The following is a 20,908-nucleotide window of genomic DNA, read 5'->3' as shown; positions in this document are numbered from 1 at the left end:
CTAGATACTTCGGGACAACTCCTCATGCGCTGGGTAAACCGCGAACCGGACCGCAAACAGCGCCTCGCGCTCGGCGCCGTGCCGATCCTGCTGCTGGTCATCGTCTACCTCTTCGCTGCCTATGGCCGGCATGCGGGGAACCCGGCAGACAAGATCCTGCCGCTGCCTTCGGGCATGGCGACGGCGCTCTGGGCGCAGATGACCAAGGTCGACGTGCTAACGGGCAGCGTGGTGTTCTGGGCCGATACCCTCGCCAGCCTCCAGCGTCTGGGCCTTGGCCTTGCCATCGCCACACTGATGGCGCTGCTGGTCGGCCTTGTCCTGGGCGCGCTGCCCCCGGTGCGCGCCACCTTCGGACCACTCGTAACAGGTATTGCGGTGATCCCGCCGATCGCGCTCCTGCCCATCCTGTTCGTCGCGCTTGGCCTCGGTGAAACGGCCAAGGTCGCCCTGATCGTCATCGGCATCGCGCCGGTCATGATCCGCGACGTCGCCGGCCATGTCGGCACCCTCCCGCGCGAAATGCTGGCCAAGGCGCAGACGCTTGGGGCGGGCTCATGGCAGATCCTCATCCGCGTTGCCCTGCCTCAGGCCATGCCGCGCCTGATCCTCGCCCTGCGCCTCGCGCTCGGCCCGGCTTGGGTATTCCTCATCTCGGCAGAGGCCATCGCGTCCGATGTCGGCCTTGGCTACCGCATCTTCCTCGTCCGCCGATACCTCGCGATGGACGTGATCATTCCCTACGTCGCGTGGATTGCCCTGCTCGCGATCGCCATGGACTGGGGCCTCAAGAACCTGAGCCAGAGGGCGTTCCCCTGGGCACACGGAGCAAGCCATTGAGCGCGCTCCTTTCCCTCCGCAACGTCTGGGTCGAATACGGTGACCGTGTCGTCCTCGAAAAGGTCGATCTCGACGTCGCAGAAGGATCGTTCGTTTCGGTCGTCGGCCCTTCGGGCGCGGGCAAGAGCACGTTCCTGCGCGTCGTTCTCGGCCAGGAAGTGCCCACTTCCGGCACGATCACCCTCGACGGCCAGCCGCTCGCCCGCGAATGCGGCCCAGATCGCGGCGTGGTGTTTCAGCGCTACTCGGTCTTCCCGCACCTCACCGTCCTTCAGAACGTGATGTTCGGCCTCGAATGCACCAAGGCTCCGCTGCTTGCGCGCCTGTTCCGCGATGCGAAGAAGCGTGCCGCCGACGAAGCCACGGCGATGCTGCAGGCGGTCGGCCTCGGCGACAGCCTGAACCTTTACCCCAGCCAGATGTCGGGCGGCATGCAACAACGCCTGGCCATCGCGCAGGCCCTGATCATGCGCCCGCGCATCCTCCTGCTCGATGAACCCTTCGGCGCGCTCGATCCCGGCATCCGTGCCGACATGCACGTGCTGATCCGCCAGCTCTGGAAGGACTTCGGCTTGACCGTCATCATGGTCACGCACGACATCAAGGAAGCCTTCTCGCTCGGCACCCGCGTTCTCGCGCTCGACAAGCGCCGCCACGATCCCCACGCCCCGCACCGCTTTGGCGCAACGGCAGTCTACGATCTGAAACTGCGCAAGGACGAGCCTGCGCCTGAACCAGAACCGGAAGCGGCGTGATGTCCACCGAACCCGCCAGCCTCGCCCGCCTCAGCATGAGCCTGCCGGCAGACCTGTTCCGCAAGCTCGACATGATGGTCGAGGAACGCCAGCTCCCCTCGCGCTCGCAGCTGATTGCGGAGCTGATCCGCCACGCCCTTGCAGCGCACGAGGCACTGACTCGCCCGGACGAGATCCTCGCCGGCACCATCACCCTCGTCTACCGTGGCGACCGGGGCCGCGTGCGCCAGCAACTCGCAAGCACGCAGGCCGATTTTCAGACCGAAGTGATCTCCACCCAGCACGTCTTTCTGAAGGACGACCAGTCGCTGGAAGTCCTGCTGGTGCAAGGCCCCGCCGCCCGGCTCAAGGGTCTTGCCGACGCTCTGCGCCGTGTGCGCGGAGTCCAGCAACTCCAGCTTGTCACCACCACCGCCTTGTTGCCGCCTCTGTCCGAGGCTGGCCCCGGATCGAAGAAAGGAGCGGCCGCATGACCGACGCCCCAACCAGCACACTGGCAAACCCCAACGCCGCCCGCGATCACGCCCGCTCGATGGCGGGAACGGTCGTGGAAGCCATGCCGATCCTTCCCCCAATCGCGGCAGACCTTCCCGATGGCGTCAACGCCGATGACCTGCTCTGGGAAGAAACCGTTGCCCCCGGCGGGTACGCCACGCGCCGCATCGCCCGCGGCACCCGGCTGCGCCTCGTCGACGTAAAGGGCGATGCCTGCGCCTCGCTCAACATCTTCAACGCCGAAATGCCGACGGAGCGGCTGAACTTCGCCGATACGGTCAAGGTCCAATGGAATGCCTACCTTGGCACCGGCAAGCTTCTCCTGTCGGATATGGGCCGCGTGCTGATGAGCATCGAGGCGGATGATGCCGGCACGCACGATTGCTTCTGCGGCACCTCGAATGCCGCCACCAATGCCGCCAAATACGGCGAAGGCTGCAATAGCGGCAGCTATCCCAACGGGCGCGACCGTTTCCTGCTGGGCGCTGCCAAGCACGGCCTCGGTCGCCGTGATGTTCACCCCTGCGTCACCCTGTTCAAGGGCATCCGCATTGAGGATGACGGCACGATCACGCCGCAGGTTGGCCCCTATGCGCCCGGACGCAGCGTGGTTTTACGCGCAGAGATGGACATCATCGTTGTTGTCACGAACTGCCCGCATGTCCTTGATTCAAGGCCGGAATACAGTGTCACTCCGCTGCGCCTCACCGCATGGCGCGGACCTGTGACAACCCAAAGCGACCCCATCCGCAACGCGACGCCGGAGGGCCAGCGGGCCTTCCTCAATGTCGAAGACTACTACCGCCGCTGAAAAGGACAGGACCGATGACCGATCCCCACATCTCCGGCCTTTCCGGCAAGATCGTCCACGACGAGATCGTCCCCGCCCGCGCGCCGTGGGCGCACCACGTGAAGCAGGGCGAGACGCTGCGCATCGTCGATCTCGAAGGCAACCAGGCGGTCGACTTCCTGATCTACAGCGCCGCCGATGATTCCGAACGCTACAGCGCGCAGGATACTGTCGCCGCACAGGGGAACCTGTTCCTGCGCGAAGGCACCGTGCTGCTTTCCAACGAAGGCCGCCCGCTGATGACCATCACCGGCAGCGCGGTCGAGTATCACGACACCATCGGCGGCGCGTGTTCGTGCGAATCCAATACCTTGCGCTATGGACATCACACCAAGTCGCAACATGCCTGCGTCGAGAACTTTCTTGAGGCCAACCTCTGGGAAGGCCGCGGCAAGCGCGACATCGTCTCCAACATCAACTTCTTCATGAACGTGCCGGTCGAGGCTGACGGGGCGCTTGGCATCGTTGACGGCATTTCCGCCCCTGGCCTCACAGTGGACCTGCGCGCAGAGATGGACGTGATCGTCGTCGTTTCCAACTGCCCGCAGATCAACAACCCCTGCAACGCCTTCAACCCCACCCCCGTCCGCATGATCGTCGCGGCATGAGCATGGCCCCCGCATTCGACACGGTACTGATCGCCAATCGCGGCGCCATCGCCACACGCATCATCCGCACCTTGCAAAAGATGGGCCTGCGCTCGGTCGCGGTCTATTCCGAGGCCGACGAAGCCTCTCTCCACGTTGCGCAGGCCGATGAAGCCGTGGGCATTGGCGCTGCGCGGCCTTCGGAAAGCTACCTCAATATCGCCGCGATCATCGAAGCGGCCAAGCGCACCGGCGCCGGTGCAATCCATCCGGGCTATGGCTTCCTCTCCGAAAACACCGAGTTTGCCGCCGCCTGTGCCGAAGCCGGCATCGTCTTCATCGGCCCCACGCCCGACAACATCCGCACTTTCGGCCTAAAGCACAGCGCCCGCGAGCTTGCCGCTGCCCATGGCGTCCCCCTCGCGCCGGGCAGCAACCTGCTGACCAGCGAGGAGGAAGCGCTCGCCGCAGCAGACGCCATCGGTTTCCCGATCATGCTCAAGGCCACGGCAGGCGGTGGCGGCATCGGCATGCGCGTGTGCGAAACCGCTAACGACATCCGCGAAGGCTTTGCCGCCGTTGCCCGCCTCGGCCAAAGCAATTTTGGCGACGCCGGTGTCTTCCTCGAACGCTTCGTCCGCCGCGCCCGCCATGTCGAAGTTCAGATCTTCGGCGATGGCGAGGGCCGCGTTGTCGCCTTGGGCGAGCGCGACTGCTCGCTCCAGCGCCGCAACCAGAAAGTCGTCGAGGAAGCCCCCGCCCCGCTCCTGCCCGACGAGGTCCGTCAGGCGCTTTACGCAGCCGCCATCCGCCTCGGCGAAGCAGCCCGCTATCGTTCGGCGGGCACCGTAGAATTCCTCTACGATTCCGAGCGCAAGGAATTCTTTTTCCTCGAAATGAACACCAGGCTGCAGGTCGAACACGGCGTGACCGAAATGGTCATGGGTGTCGATCTAGTGGAATGGATGATCCGCGGCGCTGCCGGGGACTACAGCTTCCTCGATAGAGCCCCCACCACCCCCAGCGGCCATTCGGTGCAAATCCGCCTCTACGCCGAAGACCCCGCGCTCGATTACCGCCCCACCTCGGGCACCCTGACCTGTGTCGAGTTTCCAGCCGACATCCGCGCCGAAACCTGGGTCATGGCGGGCACCGAGGTCAGCGCCTGGTACGATCCGATGCTTGCCAAGCTGATCGTCCACGCGCCCACTCGCGATCTCGCCGTCACCGCGATGCAGGAGGCGCTGGCGCGGTCCCGCGTCGATGGCATCGAAACCAACCTGCGCTGGCTGCGCAGCGTCGTCGCCGCGCCTGCCTTCACTTCAGGTGAAGTCTCAACACGTGCACTCGAAGACGTTGTTTTCAAAAGCCAATCAATCCGCGTGCTGAGTGGCGGAACGGCCACCACCGTGCAGGACTGGCCCGGCCGCCAGCACCTCTGGGCCGTGGGTGTACCGCCCTCCGGCCCGATGGACGACCAGTCCTTCCGCCTCGGCAACCGCCTGCTCGGCAATCCTGAAGGTACCGCCGGGCTGGAGATGACCGTCACCGGCCCCACGCTCCAGTTCGGCGCCGATGCAACCCTGTGCCTCACCGGTGCGGACTTCGGCGCAACTCTCGAGGGCAAACCGGTAACTCCAGGGCAACTCTTCGAGGCAAAGGCAGGGCAAACGCTGGTCGTCGGCAGGGCAAAGGGTGGCGGCATGCGCGGCTACCTGCTCGTCGCCGGAGGGCTCGACATCGCCCCCTACCTCGGCAGCCGCAGCACCTTCGAACTCGGCCAGTTCGGCGGCCACGCGGCGCGCCGCCTCGTCGCCGGGGACGTCCTTCACCTCGCTCATGAACCGATTGGCAATCCTCTCGCTCCTGCCGCGCTCCCCGCTCTCCCCAATGAATGGTGCGTGCGCGTGCTTTACGGTCCCCATGGCGCGCCGGACTTCTTTACCGAAGCCGACATCGACATGGTGGTCACCGCCGAGTGGCAGGTGCACTACAATTCCAATCGCACCGGCGTGCGCCTTGTCGGCCCCAAGCCCGAATGGGCGCGGCGTGATGGGGGGGAAGCGGGCCTGCACCCGTCCAATATCCACGACAACGCCTATGCCATTGGCGCGGTGGACTTTACCGGCGACATGCCGATCATCCTCGGCCCCGATGGTCCCTCGCTTGGCGGCTTCGTCTGCCCCTTCGTGGTGATCGCGGCTGATCGGTGGAAGATCGGCCAGTTCGTTCCGGGCGACCGGGTGCGCTTCGTGCCCGTAACAATGGAGGAGGCGACCGCCGCCGACCGTGCCCAGCAGGAATACCTCGCAACTGGCGCCAAGCCCGCCTCCAGCCGCCCCTGCGATGCCGCCACCCAGACGCCGATCCTCGGGGCAATCGAGGCCGCGCCCGGACGCCCCGGCGTCGTCTATCGCCAGCAGGGCGATCGCAACATCCTCGTCGAATACGGGCCGCTCGTCCTCGATCTGGAACTGCGCATCCGCGTCCACGCGCTGATGACGGAGTTGGAGCGCATGGCCCTGCCCGGCGTGATCGACGTCGTGCCCGGCATCCGCTCGCTCCAGCTGCATTTCGATGGACGCAGTCTCACGCAAGCCGCTGCCCTTTCCGCGCTCATGGCGGCAGAGGAGCGCCTCGGCGATCTCGAGGACTTCGCCATCCCCTCGCGCATTGTCCACCTGCCGCTCAGCTGGCGCGATCCGGCCACGATCGAGACCATCGAGAAGTACATGAGCGCGGTCCGCGACGATGCGCCGTGGTGCCCGGACAATATCGAGTTCATCCGCCGCATCAACGGCTTGCCCGACGTGGCGGCGGTGGAGAACCTGATCTTCGAGGCGAGCTATCTCGTCATGGGGCTGGGCGATGTCTACCTCGGCGCGCCGGTTGCCACGCCGGTCGATCCGCGCCACCGCCTCGTCACCACCAAGTACAACCCCGCGCGCACCTGGACGCCGCCCAATGTCGTCGGCATCGGCGGCGCCTACATGTGCATCTATGGCATGGAGGGACCCGGCGGCTACCAGTTGTTCGGCCGCACCGTGCAGGTATGGAACACGCACCGGCAGACGGCAGACTTCATCGAGGGCAAGCCCTGGCTCCTGCGCTTCTTCGACCAGATCCGCTTCTATCCGGTCAGCGCCGAGGAACTGGCCGAGTGGCGCCGCGATTTCCCCAGCGGCAAGCGCTCCCTGAAGATCGAACCGTCGGAATTTCGCCTGTCGGACTACCGCAAGTTCCTGTCCGACAACGCCGATGACATCGCCGCGTTCGAAGCGCGCCGCACGGCCGCGTTCGATGCCGAGCGCGCCGAGTGGGAGCGCCGGGGCGAGTTCGACCGGGTCAGTGCGCTTGCCGAGAGCGAGGCTCCGGCAGAAAACGCGGTGGACGTGCCCGAGGGCGCGGACCTGATCGAAGCACCCTTCGGCGGCAGCGTGTGGAAGCTGCTCGTTCAGCCCGGCGACACGGTTCAGGCGGGCGAGACCATCGCGGTGATCGAGGCAATGAAGATGGAATGCCCGGTCGAAAGCCCCGGCGCCGGCACGGTGGCTGCGCTCTACATCAAGGAACGACAGCCGCTACAGCCCGGCACGCCGATGCTGGCCCTGCGGAGGAGCGCATGACCGTGCTCGACCGCCGCAGCGCCGCAGCCATCGCTGCCGGCGTCAATGCCGGCACGACGCCCGCCGTCTCCGTCATGGAGGAAACGCTCGCCCGCATTGCCACCTACGATGCGATCCAGCCGCAAGTGTGGATCAGCCGCGCCACGGCGGAGGACTTGCTTGCGCAGGCCCGAGCAGTCGACGCCCGGATTGCAGCCGGCGAAGTCCTCCCCCTCGCCGGTGTGCCCTATGCCGCAAAGGACAACATCGACGTGGCGGGGCTCCAGACCACCGCGGCCTGCCCGGCCTTCGCCTATGCGCCCGCGGAAAACGCCACGGTCATTGCCAGGCTCAAGGCCGCAGGCGCGATCTGCGTGGGCAAGACCAACCTCGATCAGTTCGCTACCGGCCTTGTCGGTACGCGCAGCCCCTATGGCATTCCGCGCAATGCCTATAACCGGGACTACGTCAGCGGTGGGTCCAGCTCCGGCTCAGCCATCGCGGTTGCCGCTGGCCTGGTGCCCATCGCGCTTGGCACCGATACCGCAGGTTCGGGCCGCGTGCCCGCCGCGTTCAACCACTTGATCGGCTTCAAGCCGACCAAGGGCCGCTGGAGCACCAGGGGCCTTGTTCCGGCCTGCCGCTCGATCGACTGCATCACCGTGTTCGCCTGCGACACCATCGACGCGCGTCTCGTCGACCATGCGCTGGCCGGATTTGACGTTGGCGATCCATGGTCGCGCCAACTCACCGAAGCCCCGCTCAACCCCAGGCGCATCGGCGTGCCTCGCCGCGATCAGCGGGCATTCTTTGGCGATGGCGAGTCCGAGTTCTTCTATGATCAGGCCCTCGCCACGCTGGCGCAAGGTGCAGAAGTGGTCGAAATCGATATCGCCCCGCTGCTCGAAGCCGCGCAACTGCTCTATGGCGGACCGTGGGTGGCCGAACGCACCGCTGCCATCGCCGCACTTCTCAAGGACAACCCCGAAGCTGTCGACCCCACCGTGCGCACCGTGGTCGAGGCAGGGTGGGACAAGACCGCCGTCGAACTGTGGAACGGCTTGTACCGCATGGCCGAGCTGAAACGCCATGCGGATCAGTTGTGGCAAAGCGTCGATATGTTGGCCTTCCCCACGACCGGCACGACCTATCGCGTGGCCGAACTGGCGGTCGCCCCTGTCGCCTTGAACAGCAACCTCGGGTTCTACACCAACTTCGTGAACCTGCTCGACATGGCCGCCGTCGCCGTGCCGGCCGGCACCCGCCACAACGGCACCGGCTTTGGCATCACCCTGATCGGCCCGGCCGCCACAGAACGCGCCCTGCTCGATGCCGCCGATGCGTGGCTCGCTGCCGCCAACCTTTCTCCCCCACCCCCGCTCGATCTGGAGGGCAAGATGCAGACCGTGAAACTGGCCGTTGTTGGCGCACACCTCGAAGGCATGCCGCTGCACTGGCAGTTGACCTCCCGGAATGCGAAGTTCGTCGGCGCCTTTGAAACCGCACCGACGTACAGGCTCTACGCGATCGCCAACAGCGTGCCGCCGAAGCCCGCGCTAGTATTCGATGAAGGTGGGGCGGCAATCAAGTTGGAGGTCTACGAGTTGGGCGTCGCCGAGTTCGGCAGCTTCACCGTCGAGGTTCCGCCGCCGCTCGCCATCGGCACCGTCACGCTGGCGGACGGCAGCAGCGTAAAGGGCTTCGTCGCCGAACCGCGCGCCCTTACCGGAGCCGAAGACATTACGCACCTTGGCGGATGGCGCGCCTATATCGCCTCGCGTAGCTAAGCCCCAAAGTCCACGTCGTTTGCCAAAACAGGCGTCGTAAACCCACCCCCACCCCTCCCTTGAGGGAGGGGAGCGAGACTTATTGAGCCAAAGGCGAAATTAGTCGCAGCGGGGAGGGTTTCCGGAGCTGTCAGGAAGAAAACAGATGCTTCGCAAACTGCTTCTCGCCGCCGCCGCCCTCGTCCCCACCCTCGCCCATGCGCAGGTCGAACAGGCGCAGACCGTTCCCGGTTTCGCCGATTTCCTCGCCGTCGATGGCGACGCTGTGTGGGCGACCAATCGCGGCAAGGTCGAAAAGTGGTCACGCACCGGCAAACTTGCGGAAGTTGCCGTCGCCCGCCCCTGCGGTGCGCTGACCGTGGCGTTCGGTTCACTGTGGGTCGCCAACTGCGCCGATGGCTCGCTGGTGCGGATCGATCTCGAAACCGCGAAGATCACCGCCACGATCCCCACCGGAATTGCCAACCAGAAGCAGGGCGAGCTGATCGTCGCCAATGGTGCCGGCTCGATCTGGCTGGCGAGCAAGCCCGAAGGCGCGGTCGCTCGTGTCGATCCCGAGACCAACACCGTCGTCGCCTCCATCCCGGTCGATCCCGATACCTGGTACGTGACCTTCGGTTATGACGCCGTCTGGGCGGTCAGCGCTACCAAGCAGACGCTGCAGAAGATCGATCCCGCCACCAACACCGTCGTCGCCCGCGCCGCGCTCGGCACGATGCCGGGCTTCCTCGCTGCGGGCGAAGGTGGCGTGTGGGTGCAGGAACAGGGTGACGGCACGCTCGTTCGCGCCGATCCGGCCACGGGCCAGGTCGTCGGGCGGGTCAAGGTCGGGGCCAACCTGAAGTGGGGCGACATCGACACCGGCGGCGGCAAGGTCTGGCTGCGCACCACCGACGATCAGGTCTGGGCGGCGATCGACCCGGTGACCATGACCGTCGCCCAGCGTGGTGGAAAGCGAGCGGGCAGCGGCGCACTGCGTTATACGCCCAAGGGCATCTGGACCTCGGCGCACGATGTGCACACGCTGTCTTGGTGGCCTGCAAACGGATTGGCGACCGCGGCCAAGCCATGACCTGTCGCGTCTTATCGCAGGTTCGCTAACCTATGTTGTGACATGCGCGCCAGCCGCGTTTCACTTTGCCATAATTGACGCTTTTTCAAGGGTTCAGCATCGCGCAGGGATTGCCACGCAGGCAAACTCGGGCAAGATGGGCATACGCAGTCATCCGGCTGCGCGTGCACCTGCCGAAAGGGTGATGGGGGATGCAATCGGGTCGCCAGCAAGGTGAAGCGCACCTGTTTGGTCGATGGCCGTTCTCACTGTGCCATGTTTTTCTCGGCCGCCCCGTTCCTGGCGTACTGTCCGCCATCGGCCTGATCGCATTCGCTCTCGTGGTTCGGCTCGCCATGGGCACGCCGCCACCTGCGCCGCTTCTGCCCTTCTATCCGCCAATTGTCATCGCGACTTTTCTCGGAGGCCGCTTACCAGGCTATATCGCGGCGACACTGGCATGGATATGCGCTGGCTATCTGTTCCTGAATTCCGGGACGGGCATTGGCATGCAGCCGGGCGCGCCGGTGGCCATGCTGGTCTATATTCCCAGCACCATAATCGTGCTCGAAGTCGTCTACTCGCTCTGCACCAGCGCGATGAACCTCATCGCGGCAAAAGAGGCGCTTGAACGCGAAGGCCGCGATCAGGCCGAACAGAAAGCCCATCTTCTTGGCGTGATCGACGAGTTGCAGGCAATCTATGACGAGGCTCCTGTCGGCCTTGGCCTGCTCGATGGCGATCTCAAATTCGCGCGCATCAACGCGGCACTTGCGGATATGAACGGGTTTTCAGCCGAGGATCATCTAGGGCAAAGCGTGTGGGATCTTCTCCCCGACTTGCGCTCCTCGGCGGAACCGCTCTTGCGCAAGGTCCTGGAAAGCGGCGAAGTGCTGCGCGGGGTGGAGATCACCGGCGAGACACCGGCAAAGCCAGGCGTGAAGCGCACTTGGTCGGAAGTGTTCTACCCCGTTCACGGCCCGGACGGATTTCGGCGGGGCGTAGGTATTTTCTGCGTCGAGATCACCGACCTCAAGCAAGCGCGCGAACGTGAGGATCTGCTCACGCGTGAAGTCGATCACCGCGCCAAGAACCTGCTCGCCGTGGTCCAGTCGATCGTCCAGATGATGAAAGCGCAGGGCACAGTCAGCGAATTCAAGGATGCCCTGATCGGTCGCATTTCCGCCATCAGCCGCGCCCACAGTCACCTGTCGGAAAACCGCTGGAACGGCGTGCCATTGCAGGCGCTCATCTCAGACGAACTGACGCCTTACGGAATTGAGTTTGCACTTGGGGACGAAACCTCCAACCTCATTCTGACGTCTGCCACGGCCCAGGCGCTGGGCATGGTTCTGCACGAATTGGCGACGAACTCGGCGAAGTATGGCGCGCTCTCGACCGAGGGCAGCGTCGAGGTTACCTGCAGCAGTTCGTCCGAGGACGACGCGGCGCTGGTGCTGAGATGGGCAGAAGCGGGCGGCCCCGCCGTTGCAGAGCCTTCCGCAAAAGGCTTTGGTACAAGGCTGATAGAACGGTCGGTCTCCCACGGCATCGGGGGGAAACTGGATTACCAGTTCCGCCCCGAAGGTGTATTCTGCGCCATCAGCATTCCGCGTACGGCGCTGCGTTAAGGTCAGATCATCCGTGGCGTGTCGCGTTGTGGCCGCCATTGCGGTGCAGGATTTCCGTTACTTGATTACTGTCGGCGAAGTCGTCCTCGACCGTCACAAGAACGGCTCCATCCTTCATGTGGTCGTTGTAGTAGGTCGCGTCGGCCTCATCGATGCCGTGCTTGGTCAGCACCTCGTTCAACGAACCGCCAATCGCGCCAAGCGCCGCGCCGATGCCGATAGCCTCGGGTACCGCCGAAGCCGCGATCGCGCCAGCCGCAGCCAAGGGTCCGACGCCGGGTATCGCCAAGGCTGCAACGCCTAACCCTGCGCCCAATGCGCCGCCGCCGATTATGCCGCGCAACACATTGCGGTGATGTTCGTCCGTCACCTCGCCATCGCCAGAGCGTGTCGTGGTCGTGCCTCCGTGGTGCGCGATGACTGACATCTGGCTGTCGCGCACGCCAAGGCCGCGGAGATCTCCGACGGCGCGTTCCGCTTGTGCGTGGTTGTCGAAAATGGCGGATGCGGGCATTGCTGTCTCTCCTCAGGGTTTGAGCCGAGAGAAGCTTCTGTTCATCCACCAGTTCCGCCCCGAAGGACCAAGCGGTCACCCTGTGCGATGGCCATGCTGGCAAGCACGCCGCAAGCCAACATGGATCAATGGTTGGAGATGTGCGAACCGAGATGCTTGCCCGCCAGATAGCCGAAGGTCAGCCCCGGCCCCAGCGTACCGCCGGCACCGCCGTAGACCTCGCCCAGCACGGCCGCCATGGCATTGCCCGCCGCGTATAGTCCGGGAATGGGATTGCCGCTCCAGTCCAACACTTGCGCATCGGCGTTGGTCTTCGGGCCGCCTGCCGTACCCAAGGCTCCCGCCTCCATCTTCACCGCATAGAACGGTCCCTGATCGATCACCCCGAGCGTGCGGTAGGGAGGGTCGAACGCCATGTCGCCCCACATGTAGAAGTTGTCATAGGTGGTATCGCCGCGGTTGAAATCGTCGTCATGACCGTTGCGAACCATCTGATTGAAGCGCGCAACTTCGGCCTCCAGCCCTGCCGGATCGATGCCGGCCTTCTCCGCCAGTTCGGCCAGCGTTGCCGCCTTGATGGCGTAGCTCGGTGTCGGGCTTCCCGGCTGCGAATTGAACAGCGGGTACTTGTCGCGGTAACGCTGGTCGATGATCAGCCAGTAAGGCAGGTTGGCATACTCATGCGTGCCGCCCACGAAGGCATGGAGCGACTTGCCCAGCGCGTTGTAATTCGCCGCCTCGTTGACAAAGCGCTTGCCCTTGCGGTTGACGAGGATCGCCCCGGGGCGTGCGCGCTCATCGGATCCCAGCATGTAATTCGGCTTGGCATTGCGGTGCTGTGGCTTGAATTCCAGCGCGCTTTGCATCCAGAAGGCGTTCTGCATGTTGCCAAGCTGCGCCCCGGCTTCGATTGCCATGAGCAGCCCATCGCCTTCGTTTTCGGGCACGCTCACCGGGCCGGTCAGCGGTCCGCGAATGAAGGCCTTCACCAGCGTCTCGTTCCATTCGAACCCGCCAGTGGCGATGACCACGCCGCGCCGCGCCCGCACGCGAAAGTCCTTGCCGTTCGCGTCCTCGGCCACGACGCCGATTACCCGCTCACCATCCTTGACCAGCTTGCGCGCGCGCTTCTCGAATTCCACCGGAATGCCCCGTTCGATCACGCCAAGGAACAGCGAACCGACCAACGCCTGCCCCAGCCCGCGATAGTCACCCGCCTCGCGCTCGGCCAGGGTAGCCTCGTCCAGCGTGCCGCGCGTCGCCTCGATCAGGCTGCCGCGCAAGGGGTAGGCCATCTTGCTGGGGTTCACCCGTGCTGCCCACTTGCCCAGCCGGGCAAAGCTGAATGCCTCGTTGTCGAGCGAGCGCCCGCCGTCGGGCTTCGCGCCCGGGGAATAGGGCTGATAGTCCGGGAAGTCTGAAAAGGAACACATCCGCACTGGCGTATTCTCTTCCAGATAGCGCAACATCTCAGGCCCGCCCTGCATGAATGCCCATAGGGTTTCGGGGTCAAGCGCCCCCGGCGCAAGACCGTCAAGGTAGGCAACGACGTCCTCGTCCGACTCTTCGATCCCTGCGGCGAGCTGGTGATGATTGCCCGGAATCCACAGCATACCACCGGACATCGCAGTGGTGCCACCGACCATTCCGGAGCGCTCGAGGATCACCACCTCCTTCGCGCCGTGGTCATGCGCCGCAATCGCCGCCGTCAGTGCTGCACCGCCCGAACCGAGCACGACAACATCCGCCTCGCGATCCCACGTCATCTCATCACCACTCATCGGGTCTCTCTCCGGGAAATTCTTCTTTGCTTGATGGTGTCAGCGACCTTGCCGCCCTTCGATCCAGTCGTTCAGCACTTCGTGGAAGAACCGGATGCGCGTCTCCTGATCGGAAAGATAGGCGTCGGTGTACCCACGCGAGTGCATCCCCGCCTGCATTGCCTCGGCCAGTTCCATGTCCTGATAGACGATCTGCCCGGCAAGTTCCGGAACCCCGCGTCCGCCATCGAACACACGGTGCTCGCACTCGGCCACCTCGCGCAAGGGCTTCATGCCGGCCATGATCGACTGCACCTCGGTCTGCCCCTCGACCGGGAAAGCCATGCACCACAGGTCGAAGTAGCACTTCTCCGGATCGGTCGCGTGCGGTTCGCTGCGGAACAGGATCAGGTTGTCGGGCAGGAAGCTGATCGTCACGTTCGGGAACATCACCGTATGCGGGCTGTCGGTGATCTCCTCGTCATCCATGTGCTCGTAGTGGAGATAGCCCTTCTCGCGCCACAGCTTCTGCTTGGCCGCCTTGAGGTCGAGCCAGCCCTGCAGCGCGAAGTCCTCGTAACTTGCGTAGGACGCAGGATCGATGTCCCACTTGGCCAGCTCCGCCTCGAACATGGCATTGCCGCCGCCCTCAGGCCGGTCAGTCAGCGACGGGCGCATCGGCTGAACCGTGCGGCCATGGCCCTTGGGCCACATCTCGTGCCGCGCCGAATCCACGTCCTGATCGATCCACGGCGGCACCTGCGGGTGCGCGGTACGGGTGTGATAGCTTTCCGAGAAGTTGTCGGTAACGAACTTCCAGTTGGCGTTGATCTCGATCCGGTACCACGCCACCCGCACGGCCTTGTCCATCGGGTAATTGCGATAGAGCTCGGGCATCGGCTCGAGGAAGTCCATCAGCGACGGGCTGTCGTCCGCCATCGAATACCACACGAAGCCGCCCCAGATGTCGCAGCGCAGTTCCTTCAGCTTCAGCTTTCCGCAGGGGTTGCCCGCCTTAAAATCGACATCGGCGTCCTGCGCGTGCCTGAGCACTCCGTCGATGCCCCACTTCCAGCCGTGGTAGGGGCAGTGGAACGCCTCGACCGAGCTTGAATCATGGACCATCCGCATCCCGCGATGGCCGCAGGAATTGTAGAAGGCCCGGACCGTGCCATCTTCTTGGCGAACCGCGATCACCGATTCCTTCATGAAGTTGTGGACGAGGAAATCCCCGGCTTCGGGAATGTCGGCGGTGCGCCCGGCAATGTGCCAGATGCGCGTCCACATGTGGTCCCATTCCTTCTGCGCGAACTCGGCGGAGAAGTACCGGTCACCGGTTATCGGATCGCCGCGCAGGTGCGAAGGATCGCGCCCGTCCATCGGCAGGGGAACGTGTCCGCGAATGCTCATGCGTGCCCTCCTTCAAGCCGCCCAGTGGGCGTAGACCGGGTCCTGCCGCCCGAAGCAGCCCCGGTTGGTCAGCGCCTCGTAGAAGCCGTCGCGCTGCATCGTCGATTCGTGCGAATGGCTCCAGTCGGCCACGAAAGTCCGGCTCTGGATCAGCCAGCGCCCGTCGCGGCGGACATAGCGGTCGATATAGCGCCCGCCGGTCAGCACCTCGGTCCCGGCCTGGACCATTTGCGCGATGACGTAATGCTCGCCCACCGCCTCGTCGCCGCGCACGTCGACCCATTCGTTCGCCACCGAATGGAAGCACATCTCGAGATTGGCGGACACGAACGCGGTGATCTCGCGGGCGAAATCCATGCCCGATCCGTTGACAACGCCCGAAATTACGGTCGAATCCTCGGTGAAGATCGAGGCGAGCAGTTCGGCATCGGCCCGGTCCACCCCCCGCGCATAGGCCATGCACAGATCGTGGATCTCGGCGCGGGCGAGCGCTGCCTCCAGCGCGGCTTCCTTGTTCGGTGACGTGGACATCGTAGTATTCCTTGCACTTGCGGCGTGAAAGGCGAGCAGCGCCCGGCCCGGATCGGCGGCGCCTTTGCCGCCTGCGGGGACGAAATGTTCAAAGCCTGTCGGCGGATCGGCGCGCACGGCGCTGTTCGGGCGGTTCACGTTGCCGTCGAGCACATAGGTCCGATGGCTAAGCCGCCATTCCCCGTCGCGACACTCGTGCCGGTCAAGATAGCGCCCCAGCACGAACCGCTGCAGCTCCGCTTCCTCGACATAGGCGATCACATAGGATTCCGAATTCGCCCGCTCACCCTCGACCCTGATCCAGCAGTTCGAAGTGCGATGCAGCGTCGGCAGCGCCCCCTTCTGCGCGCCCGCCAGAATCTCCACCAGCGTCGCCGCAGGCCCGGCATAGAACCCGTAATCTACCGTCGCATCGGCATGATAGGCCGAACCCAGCAGGTTCGCATCCGCCCGGTCGACGCCCCGGCTATGATTGGCCAGCGCATTGAGAATGCCATGGCGCGCGATCAGATCGTCGGTAGTCAACACCCGGCGCAATTCCCCGCTCTCCCGGCCCTGAAAAAACAAGACCTTGCATTGCGGCCACCTGTAAATCCGGCAACCTTGCCGGTTTCATCGCAGACAGGCGCGCGCGATGCCTACTGGCCCTTTTGGCAGGATGGGATGAAGCGAGCTCGGATCCTCCGCTAAATCCTCCCCATTTGTGCTCCGCAAAAACAGGGAGGATCAGCGGCGGCTTCCGGGCAATCTGATCCATAAAGCAGTCAGTCAGGACACGACGCCATAGCGGACGTTCGGGACATGACGCAGAACATAGTCATGACTGTTCACACGCGCGAGGATTTGGAAAGGATCAGCCGGTTTACACGGCGGCGGTATAGTCACGCACTCATGTCGGACACCAAATGGCGTAAGTTGTTCGACGCCGTGAATGGATCGGGTTGGCATCCCAGTCGGGTCGTAATTAAGTTCGTCGACGCCGATGAGCCGGAGGATCAACTGTGGACATGGCCCGGCGAGCACAGCTTCTGGGGTCCGCGACAATGGGTCGACTCTACTGAATTTGGTGGGCCAATCGAGCTTCGATCGATCGAGTGGTTGATCATCCCAGCAACCGTTGTGCCGCCATTCACGGCACATGCTGCCGCTGCGCCTATGCTGCCACAGGACTTCACGGCCATCTAAAGCGCTTTGTCGAAGGTGGGCCAGTTTCCGATCGAGGAAACGCCGGAAGGGCTGAAGATCATCGGATATCGTTAGAGCGGGTGTCGGTTAGGTGGCGGGCACGTATAGCTCGCTAGCTATTCCGCGACAGCTTTCCACCCCGAACCAGCCATTCAGCCCGCAACGGTGAGTACCCAAAACCCGTCGTCCCGGACCTGATCCGGGACTTGGCTTTTCTTGCTTCGCACGCCCGCTCAAATCGCAAGCGCGCCTCCCGCGTTACCAAAGGCCACCCTCACCCGATCATCATCAGACTCGCATTCCCCCCCGCCGCTGTCGTGTTGATCGAGGTCGAGACTTCCTCCAGCAGCCAGTCGCAGTTCCACGCCAGCGGCGCTCCCGGATCGGCCACATGGACGGTCACGATCGGCCCTTCCATCCCGGCAACCTGCGCCAGCACCGCTCGCACCCGCTCCGTCCCGCCTTCGACCAGCGCGACCGAATAACCCTCGCCCCCGGCAGCAAACCGCCGCGCCACGCTTTCCGGCAGCCCGTCCGGCAGGGCCATCCCCTGCACCACGCCGCGATTGCCGGTGGCGAGCACCGCCGCCATCTGCTCGAGGAGGCCCTCGCGTGTCTCAGGGACAAGCAGCACGGATCCGCGCGGATGCAGCGCATAGAGATTGCGCTCACCCACCGGCCCCGCCAGCTCCAGCTCCGCCCCCAGCGCCGAGGCATCCGCGTAGCGCCGCGCCTTGCGCGCAAGCTCGGCCTCGCCCTGCGCGTCGAGCCAGTCGGCAAGGTCCTGCGCTGCGCCCGGCACGCGCCCCCCGCGCCCGGCAAACACTGGCGCGCGGCTGACCAACCGCCCGAGATAGAGCGGCCCGCCCGCCTTCGGCCCCGTTCCCGAAAGCCCGCGCCCGCCGAACGGCTGCACGCCCACGATCGCGCCAATCACGTTGCGGTTGATGTAGATATTGCCGACGCGAATGCGCGCGGTGACGTTCGCCACCGTCTCGTCCAGCCGCGTGTGCAGGCCGAAGGTCAGGCCGTAGCCGCTCGCGTTGATCTCGTCGACCAGCCGGTTCAGCCCCTCGCGCCGGAAGCGCAGCACGTGCAGCACCGGCCCGAACACCTCGCGCCCAAGGTCCGCCATGGAGCCGATCTCGATGATCGTCGGCGCTACGAACGTCCCTTGCGCGCACTCGTCCGGCAGCGCCAGCTGGCTCACCGCAAGTCCCTTTGCCCGCATCATCTCAATGTGTCGCTCGATATTGCCCTTCGCCTCGGCGGTGATGACCGGCCCGATATCGACATCGAGCGCATCGGTCCGCCCGATCCGCAATTCCTGCAACGCCCCCTTCAGCATGGCGAGCGTCCGGTCGGCCACCTCTTCCTGAAGACAGAGCACCCGCAGCGCCGAGCAGCGCTGGCCGGCGCTGTCGAAGGCCGAAGCGATGACATCGGCCACAACCTGTTCGGCGAGCGCCGAACTGTCGACCACCATCGCGTTCTGTCCGCCCGTCTCGGCGATCAGCGGGATCGGCCTGCCATCCGCCGAGAGCCTGCCCGCCAATTGCCGCTGGATCAGCCGGGCCACTTCGGTCGATCCGGTGAACATCACCCCAGCCGTCTGCTCTGCGCCCACCAGCGCCGCCCCGATCGCACCATCTCCGCAGACCAGCTGCAGCGCATCCTCCGGCACGCCCGCCTCGTGCAGCACGCGCACGGCTTCGGCAGCGATAAGCGGCGTCTCCTCGGCGGGCTTGGCCAGTACCGCATTGCCCGCCACCAGTGCCGCCGCGACTTGGCCGGTGAAGATGGCCAGCGGGAAGTTCCACGGGCTGATGCACACCACCGGCCCCAGCGGCACTTGCGCCGCGCCGAACGTGGCCCTCGCCTGCGCGGCATAATAGCGCAGGAAATCGATCGCCTCGCGCACTTCGGCAATCGCGTTGGGCAAGGACTTGCCCGCCTCGCGCATGATCAGCCCCAGCAGCACCGGCATCCGCGCCTGCATCACGCTTGCCGCCCGCTCCAGCTTGGCCGCCCGGCTTGCCACCGGTTCCTGCCACCAGCGCGAAGCCGCCGCCCGCGCCACAGCGGCGACCGCCTGGTCGGGCGAGACTTCGGCTACATGCCCCACAACGTCGCGGTGATCCGCAGGGTTGAGCACTGCCCGCCGTTCTCCCTCACCCGCGCGCCAGTCCACCGCCGCGCTCGCTTGCAGATCCCGCGTCAACTTTTCCAGCACTGCTTCGGAGGCCAGATCCAACCCCGCCGAATTGCGCCGGTCGGGATAGATGGCCGTGGGCAGTTCAATCCCGTCATGGCGCGCCCCGGGGTGCGGCATCGCCTGCACCACCTCAACCGGGTCGGCGACAAGCTCGGCCACCGGCACTAACGGGTCGCCGATGCGGTTGACGAAGCTGCTGTTTGCCCCGTTCTCCAGCAATCGGCGCACCAGGTACGCCAGAAGCGTCTCGTGCGTCCCCACCGGTGCATAGATGCGGCACGGCCGGTTCAGCTTGTCGGCGCCGACGACTTGGGCGTAGAGCGGCTCGCCCATGCCGTGCAGGCACTGAAACTCATAGTCTTCCGGTCGATAGTCCGGCCCAGCCAAATGATAGATCGTCGCCAGCGTCTGCGCGTTGTGCGTCGCGAACTGCGGGAACACCGCATCGGGCGCGGCCAGCAATTTGCGCGCGCATGCCACATAGGCAACATCGGTGTGGACCTTGCGGGTATAGACCGGGAAGTCCTCCAGCCCTTCCACCTGCGCGCGCTTGATTTCGGCGTCCCAGTAGGCGCCCTTGACCAGCCGCACCATCATCCGGCGTGCCGACCGCCGCGCCAGATCGACGATCCAGTCGATCACCGCCGGGCAGCGCTTGCCATAAGCCTGGATCACGAAGCCCAGGCCATTCCAGCCCGCCAGCTCCGGATCGGTCGCCAGGCTTTCCAGCAAGTCAAGCGACAGCTCCAGCCGGTCGGCTTCCTCGGCATCGATGTTCAGCCCGATGTCATAGCCCATGCACAGCTTCGCCAGCGTTTTCACCCGCGGCAGCAGCTCGTCCATCACCCTTCCTGCCTGCGCCCGCGAATAGCGCGGATGCAGCGCCGAAAGCTTGATCGAGATCCCCGGCCCCTCGATAATGCCGCGCCCGGCCGAAGCCGCGCCTATCACGTGGATCGCCTTCTCGTAATCGGCATAATAGCGTGCCGCATCCGCCGCCGTCGTCGCCGCCTCGCCCAGCATGTCATAGCTGTAGCGGAAGCCCTTCGCTTCCAGTTCACGCGCGCGGCCCACCGCCTGCTCGATGGTCTCGCCGGTCACGAACTGCTCACCCATCATGCGCATGGCCAGGTCCACGCCGCGCCGGATCACCGGCTCACCGGCCCGCACCACCAGCCGTGTCAGCGCCGCTCCAAGGCCGCGATCGTCGACGCTGCTCACCAGCTTGCCCGTCACCGCCAACCCCCACGAGGCTGCGTTGACAAACAGCGAGCGCCCGCCGCCAAGATGCGCGCTCCAGTCGCCATCGGCGATCTTGTCACGGATCAGCGCATCGCGCGTCGCCGTATCCGGAATGCGCAGCAGCGCCTCGGCCAAGCACATCAGCGCCACGCCCTCTTCGCTCGACAGCGAGTATTCCTGCACCAGCCCTTCAACGCCTGTGCCGCGATGCTCGCTGCGCAGCGCCGTCACAAGCCGGCTCGCCGTCGTTCGAATGGCCGCGCGCATGTCCTCGGGCAACGTCGCCGCGCGCAACAGCGGCGCGAGAGCCTCGGCCTCATCGATCCGCGCCGCAGACGTAATCTCACGGCGCAGCGGCGTGGCAGGGCGGACAGGCGGGGCGAACGAGGCGAAGGGCGTTATCATGGCAATTGACATACCACGAGGCCACACGGCAATCTCACCGAACTG

Annotated in this window: 15 protein-coding genes; 10 read left to right on the top strand and 5 right to left on the bottom strand. The window is 65.1% G+C overall.

The window, feature by feature from the left end; translation table 11 throughout:
- The first annotated feature begins 24 nt into the window (after positions 1-24).
- The 9 genes from AC1Q5P_RS03450 to AC1Q5P_RS03410 all read left to right on the top strand — a co-directional run bounded on the left by AC1Q5P_RS03450 (position 25) and on the right by AC1Q5P_RS03410 (position 11,601).
- Entirely contained in the window at positions 25-840 is an 816-nt protein-coding gene (locus AC1Q5P_RS03450; RefSeq protein WP_039334906.1) for an ABC transporter permease, read from the top strand.
- Positions 837-1,595: an ABC transporter ATP-binding protein gene (locus AC1Q5P_RS03445; protein ID WP_492518144.1), complete on the top strand. Its 759-nt coding sequence runs from the start codon at positions 837-839 to the stop codon at positions 1,593-1,595. The genes AC1Q5P_RS03450 and AC1Q5P_RS03445 overlap by 4 nt, the downstream gene beginning before the upstream one ends.
- Entirely contained in the window at positions 1,595-2,068 is a 474-nt protein-coding gene (locus AC1Q5P_RS03440; protein ID WP_193826826.1) for a CopG family ribbon-helix-helix protein, read from the top strand. Before AC1Q5P_RS03445 ends, AC1Q5P_RS03440 begins: the two co-directional genes overlap by 1 nt.
- Positions 2,065-2,901 (top strand): urea amidolyase associated protein UAAP1, encoded by an 837-nt coding sequence (locus AC1Q5P_RS03435; RefSeq protein WP_492518143.1) that lies wholly within the window; start codon positions 2,065-2,067, stop codon positions 2,899-2,901. The genes AC1Q5P_RS03440 and AC1Q5P_RS03435 overlap by 4 nt, the downstream gene beginning before the upstream one ends.
- 14 nt (positions 2,902-2,915) lie before the next feature.
- The gene (locus AC1Q5P_RS03430; RefSeq protein ID WP_062347451.1) at positions 2,916-3,548 is read left to right on the top strand and encodes an urea amidolyase associated protein UAAP2; all 633 of its coding nucleotides are present in this window, start codon (positions 2,916-2,918) and stop codon (positions 3,546-3,548) included.
- Entirely contained in the window at positions 3,545-7,153 is a 3,609-nt protein-coding gene (gene uca / locus AC1Q5P_RS03425; protein WP_492518142.1) for an urea carboxylase, read from the top strand. Before AC1Q5P_RS03430 ends, uca begins: the two co-directional genes overlap by 4 nt.
- On the top strand, positions 7,150-8,919 hold the full coding sequence (atzF, locus tag AC1Q5P_RS03420; protein WP_492518141.1) for an allophanate hydrolase: 1,770 nt from the start codon (positions 7,150-7,152) through the stop codon (positions 8,917-8,919). Before uca ends, atzF begins: the two co-directional genes overlap by 4 nt.
- A gap of 145 nt (positions 8,920-9,064) precedes the next feature.
- Positions 9,065-9,991: a Vgb family protein gene (locus AC1Q5P_RS03415; RefSeq protein ID WP_492518140.1), complete on the top strand. Its 927-nt coding sequence runs from the start codon at positions 9,065-9,067 to the stop codon at positions 9,989-9,991.
- Positions 9,992-10,182: 191 nt separating this feature from the next.
- Positions 10,183-11,601, top strand: a complete 1,419-nt coding sequence (locus AC1Q5P_RS03410) for a sensor histidine kinase (RefSeq protein WP_492518139.1) — start codon at positions 10,183-10,185, stop codon at positions 11,599-11,601.
- A 7-nt stretch (positions 11,602-11,608) separates the two neighbouring features.
- On the opposite strand, the gene AC1Q5P_RS03405 is transcribed toward AC1Q5P_RS03410, so the two are convergent.
- The 4 genes from AC1Q5P_RS03405 to AC1Q5P_RS03390 all read right to left on the bottom strand — a co-directional run bounded on the left by AC1Q5P_RS03405 (position 11,609) and on the right by AC1Q5P_RS03390 (position 16,344).
- Positions 11,609-12,115 carry a hypothetical protein gene (locus tag AC1Q5P_RS03405; protein WP_492518138.1) on the bottom strand — a complete coding sequence of 169 codons (507 nt, stop codon included), beginning with the start codon at positions 12,113-12,115 and terminating at the stop codon, positions 11,609-11,611.
- Between the two features lie 125 nt (positions 12,116-12,240).
- Complete coding sequence (locus tag AC1Q5P_RS03400; RefSeq protein ID WP_492518137.1) at positions 12,241-13,896, bottom strand: FAD-dependent oxidoreductase; 1,656 nt, start codon at positions 13,894-13,896, stop codon at positions 12,241-12,243.
- Between the two features lie 39 nt (positions 13,897-13,935).
- Positions 13,936-15,285 carry an aromatic ring-hydroxylating oxygenase subunit alpha gene (locus AC1Q5P_RS03395; protein ID WP_039334887.1) on the bottom strand — a complete coding sequence of 450 codons (1,350 nt, stop codon included), beginning with the start codon at positions 15,283-15,285 and terminating at the stop codon, positions 13,936-13,938.
- 12 nt (positions 15,286-15,297) lie between these two features.
- Entirely contained in the window at positions 15,298-16,344 is a 1,047-nt protein-coding gene (locus tag AC1Q5P_RS03390; RefSeq protein ID WP_492518136.1) for a nuclear transport factor 2 family protein, read from the bottom strand.
- Positions 16,345-16,617: 273 nt separating this feature from the next.
- Between AC1Q5P_RS03390 and AC1Q5P_RS03385 the strand changes: the two genes are divergently transcribed.
- Positions 16,618-17,001, top strand: coding sequence for a DUF6678 family protein (locus AC1Q5P_RS03385; RefSeq protein WP_492518135.1), 384 nt, complete (start codon positions 16,618-16,620; stop codon positions 16,999-17,001).
- Between the two features lie 274 nt (positions 17,002-17,275).
- Here AC1Q5P_RS03385 and putA read toward each other — a convergent pair whose 3' ends face one another.
- Positions 17,276-20,863, bottom strand: coding sequence for a trifunctional transcriptional regulator/proline dehydrogenase/L-glutamate gamma-semialdehyde dehydrogenase (gene putA, locus AC1Q5P_RS03380; protein ID WP_492518134.1), 3,588 nt, complete (start codon positions 20,861-20,863; stop codon positions 17,276-17,278).
- Between the last annotated feature and the right edge of the window lie 45 nt (positions 20,864-20,908).

The organism is Novosphingobium sp. GW835-FHT14H07 (genome assembly GCF_058793515.1).
Note: the sequence above shows the minus strand (reverse complement) of the source record. Positions and strands in the feature narration are given on the sequence as shown.

Coding starts and splice junctions, on each gene's coding strand:
- AC1Q5P_RS03410 (WP_492518139.1), top strand. CDS start 10,183: ATGCAATCGGGTCGCCAGCAAGGTGAAGCGCACCTGTTTGGTCGATGG.
- atzF (WP_492518141.1), top strand. CDS start 7,150: ATGACCGTGCTCGACCGCCGCAGCGCCGCAGCCATCGCTGCCGGCGTC.
- uca (WP_492518142.1), top strand. CDS start 3,545: ATGAGCATGGCCCCCGCATTCGACACGGTACTGATCGCCAATCGCGGC.
- AC1Q5P_RS03440 (WP_193826826.1), top strand. CDS start 1,595: ATGTCCACCGAACCCGCCAGCCTCGCCCGCCTCAGCATGAGCCTGCCG.
- AC1Q5P_RS03430 (WP_062347451.1), top strand. CDS start 2,916: ATGACCGATCCCCACATCTCCGGCCTTTCCGGCAAGATCGTCCACGAC.
- AC1Q5P_RS03395 (WP_039334887.1), bottom strand. CDS start 15,285: ATGAGCATTCGCGGACACGTTCCCCTGCCGATGGACGGGCGCGATCCT.
- AC1Q5P_RS03400 (WP_492518137.1), bottom strand. CDS start 13,896: ATGAGTGGTGATGAGATGACGTGGGATCGCGAGGCGGATGTTGTCGTG.
- putA (WP_492518134.1), bottom strand. CDS start 20,863: ATGATAACGCCCTTCGCCTCGTTCGCCCCGCCTGTCCGCCCTGCCACG.
- AC1Q5P_RS03450 (WP_039334906.1), top strand. CDS start 25: ATGCGCTGGGTAAACCGCGAACCGGACCGCAAACAGCGCCTCGCGCTC.
- AC1Q5P_RS03385 (WP_492518135.1), top strand. CDS start 16,618: ATGACGCAGAACATAGTCATGACTGTTCACACGCGCGAGGATTTGGAA.
- AC1Q5P_RS03405 (WP_492518138.1), bottom strand. CDS start 12,115: ATGCCCGCATCCGCCATTTTCGACAACCACGCACAAGCGGAACGCGCC.
- AC1Q5P_RS03415 (WP_492518140.1), top strand. CDS start 9,065: ATGCTTCGCAAACTGCTTCTCGCCGCCGCCGCCCTCGTCCCCACCCTC.
- AC1Q5P_RS03435 (WP_492518143.1), top strand. CDS start 2,065: ATGACCGACGCCCCAACCAGCACACTGGCAAACCCCAACGCCGCCCGC.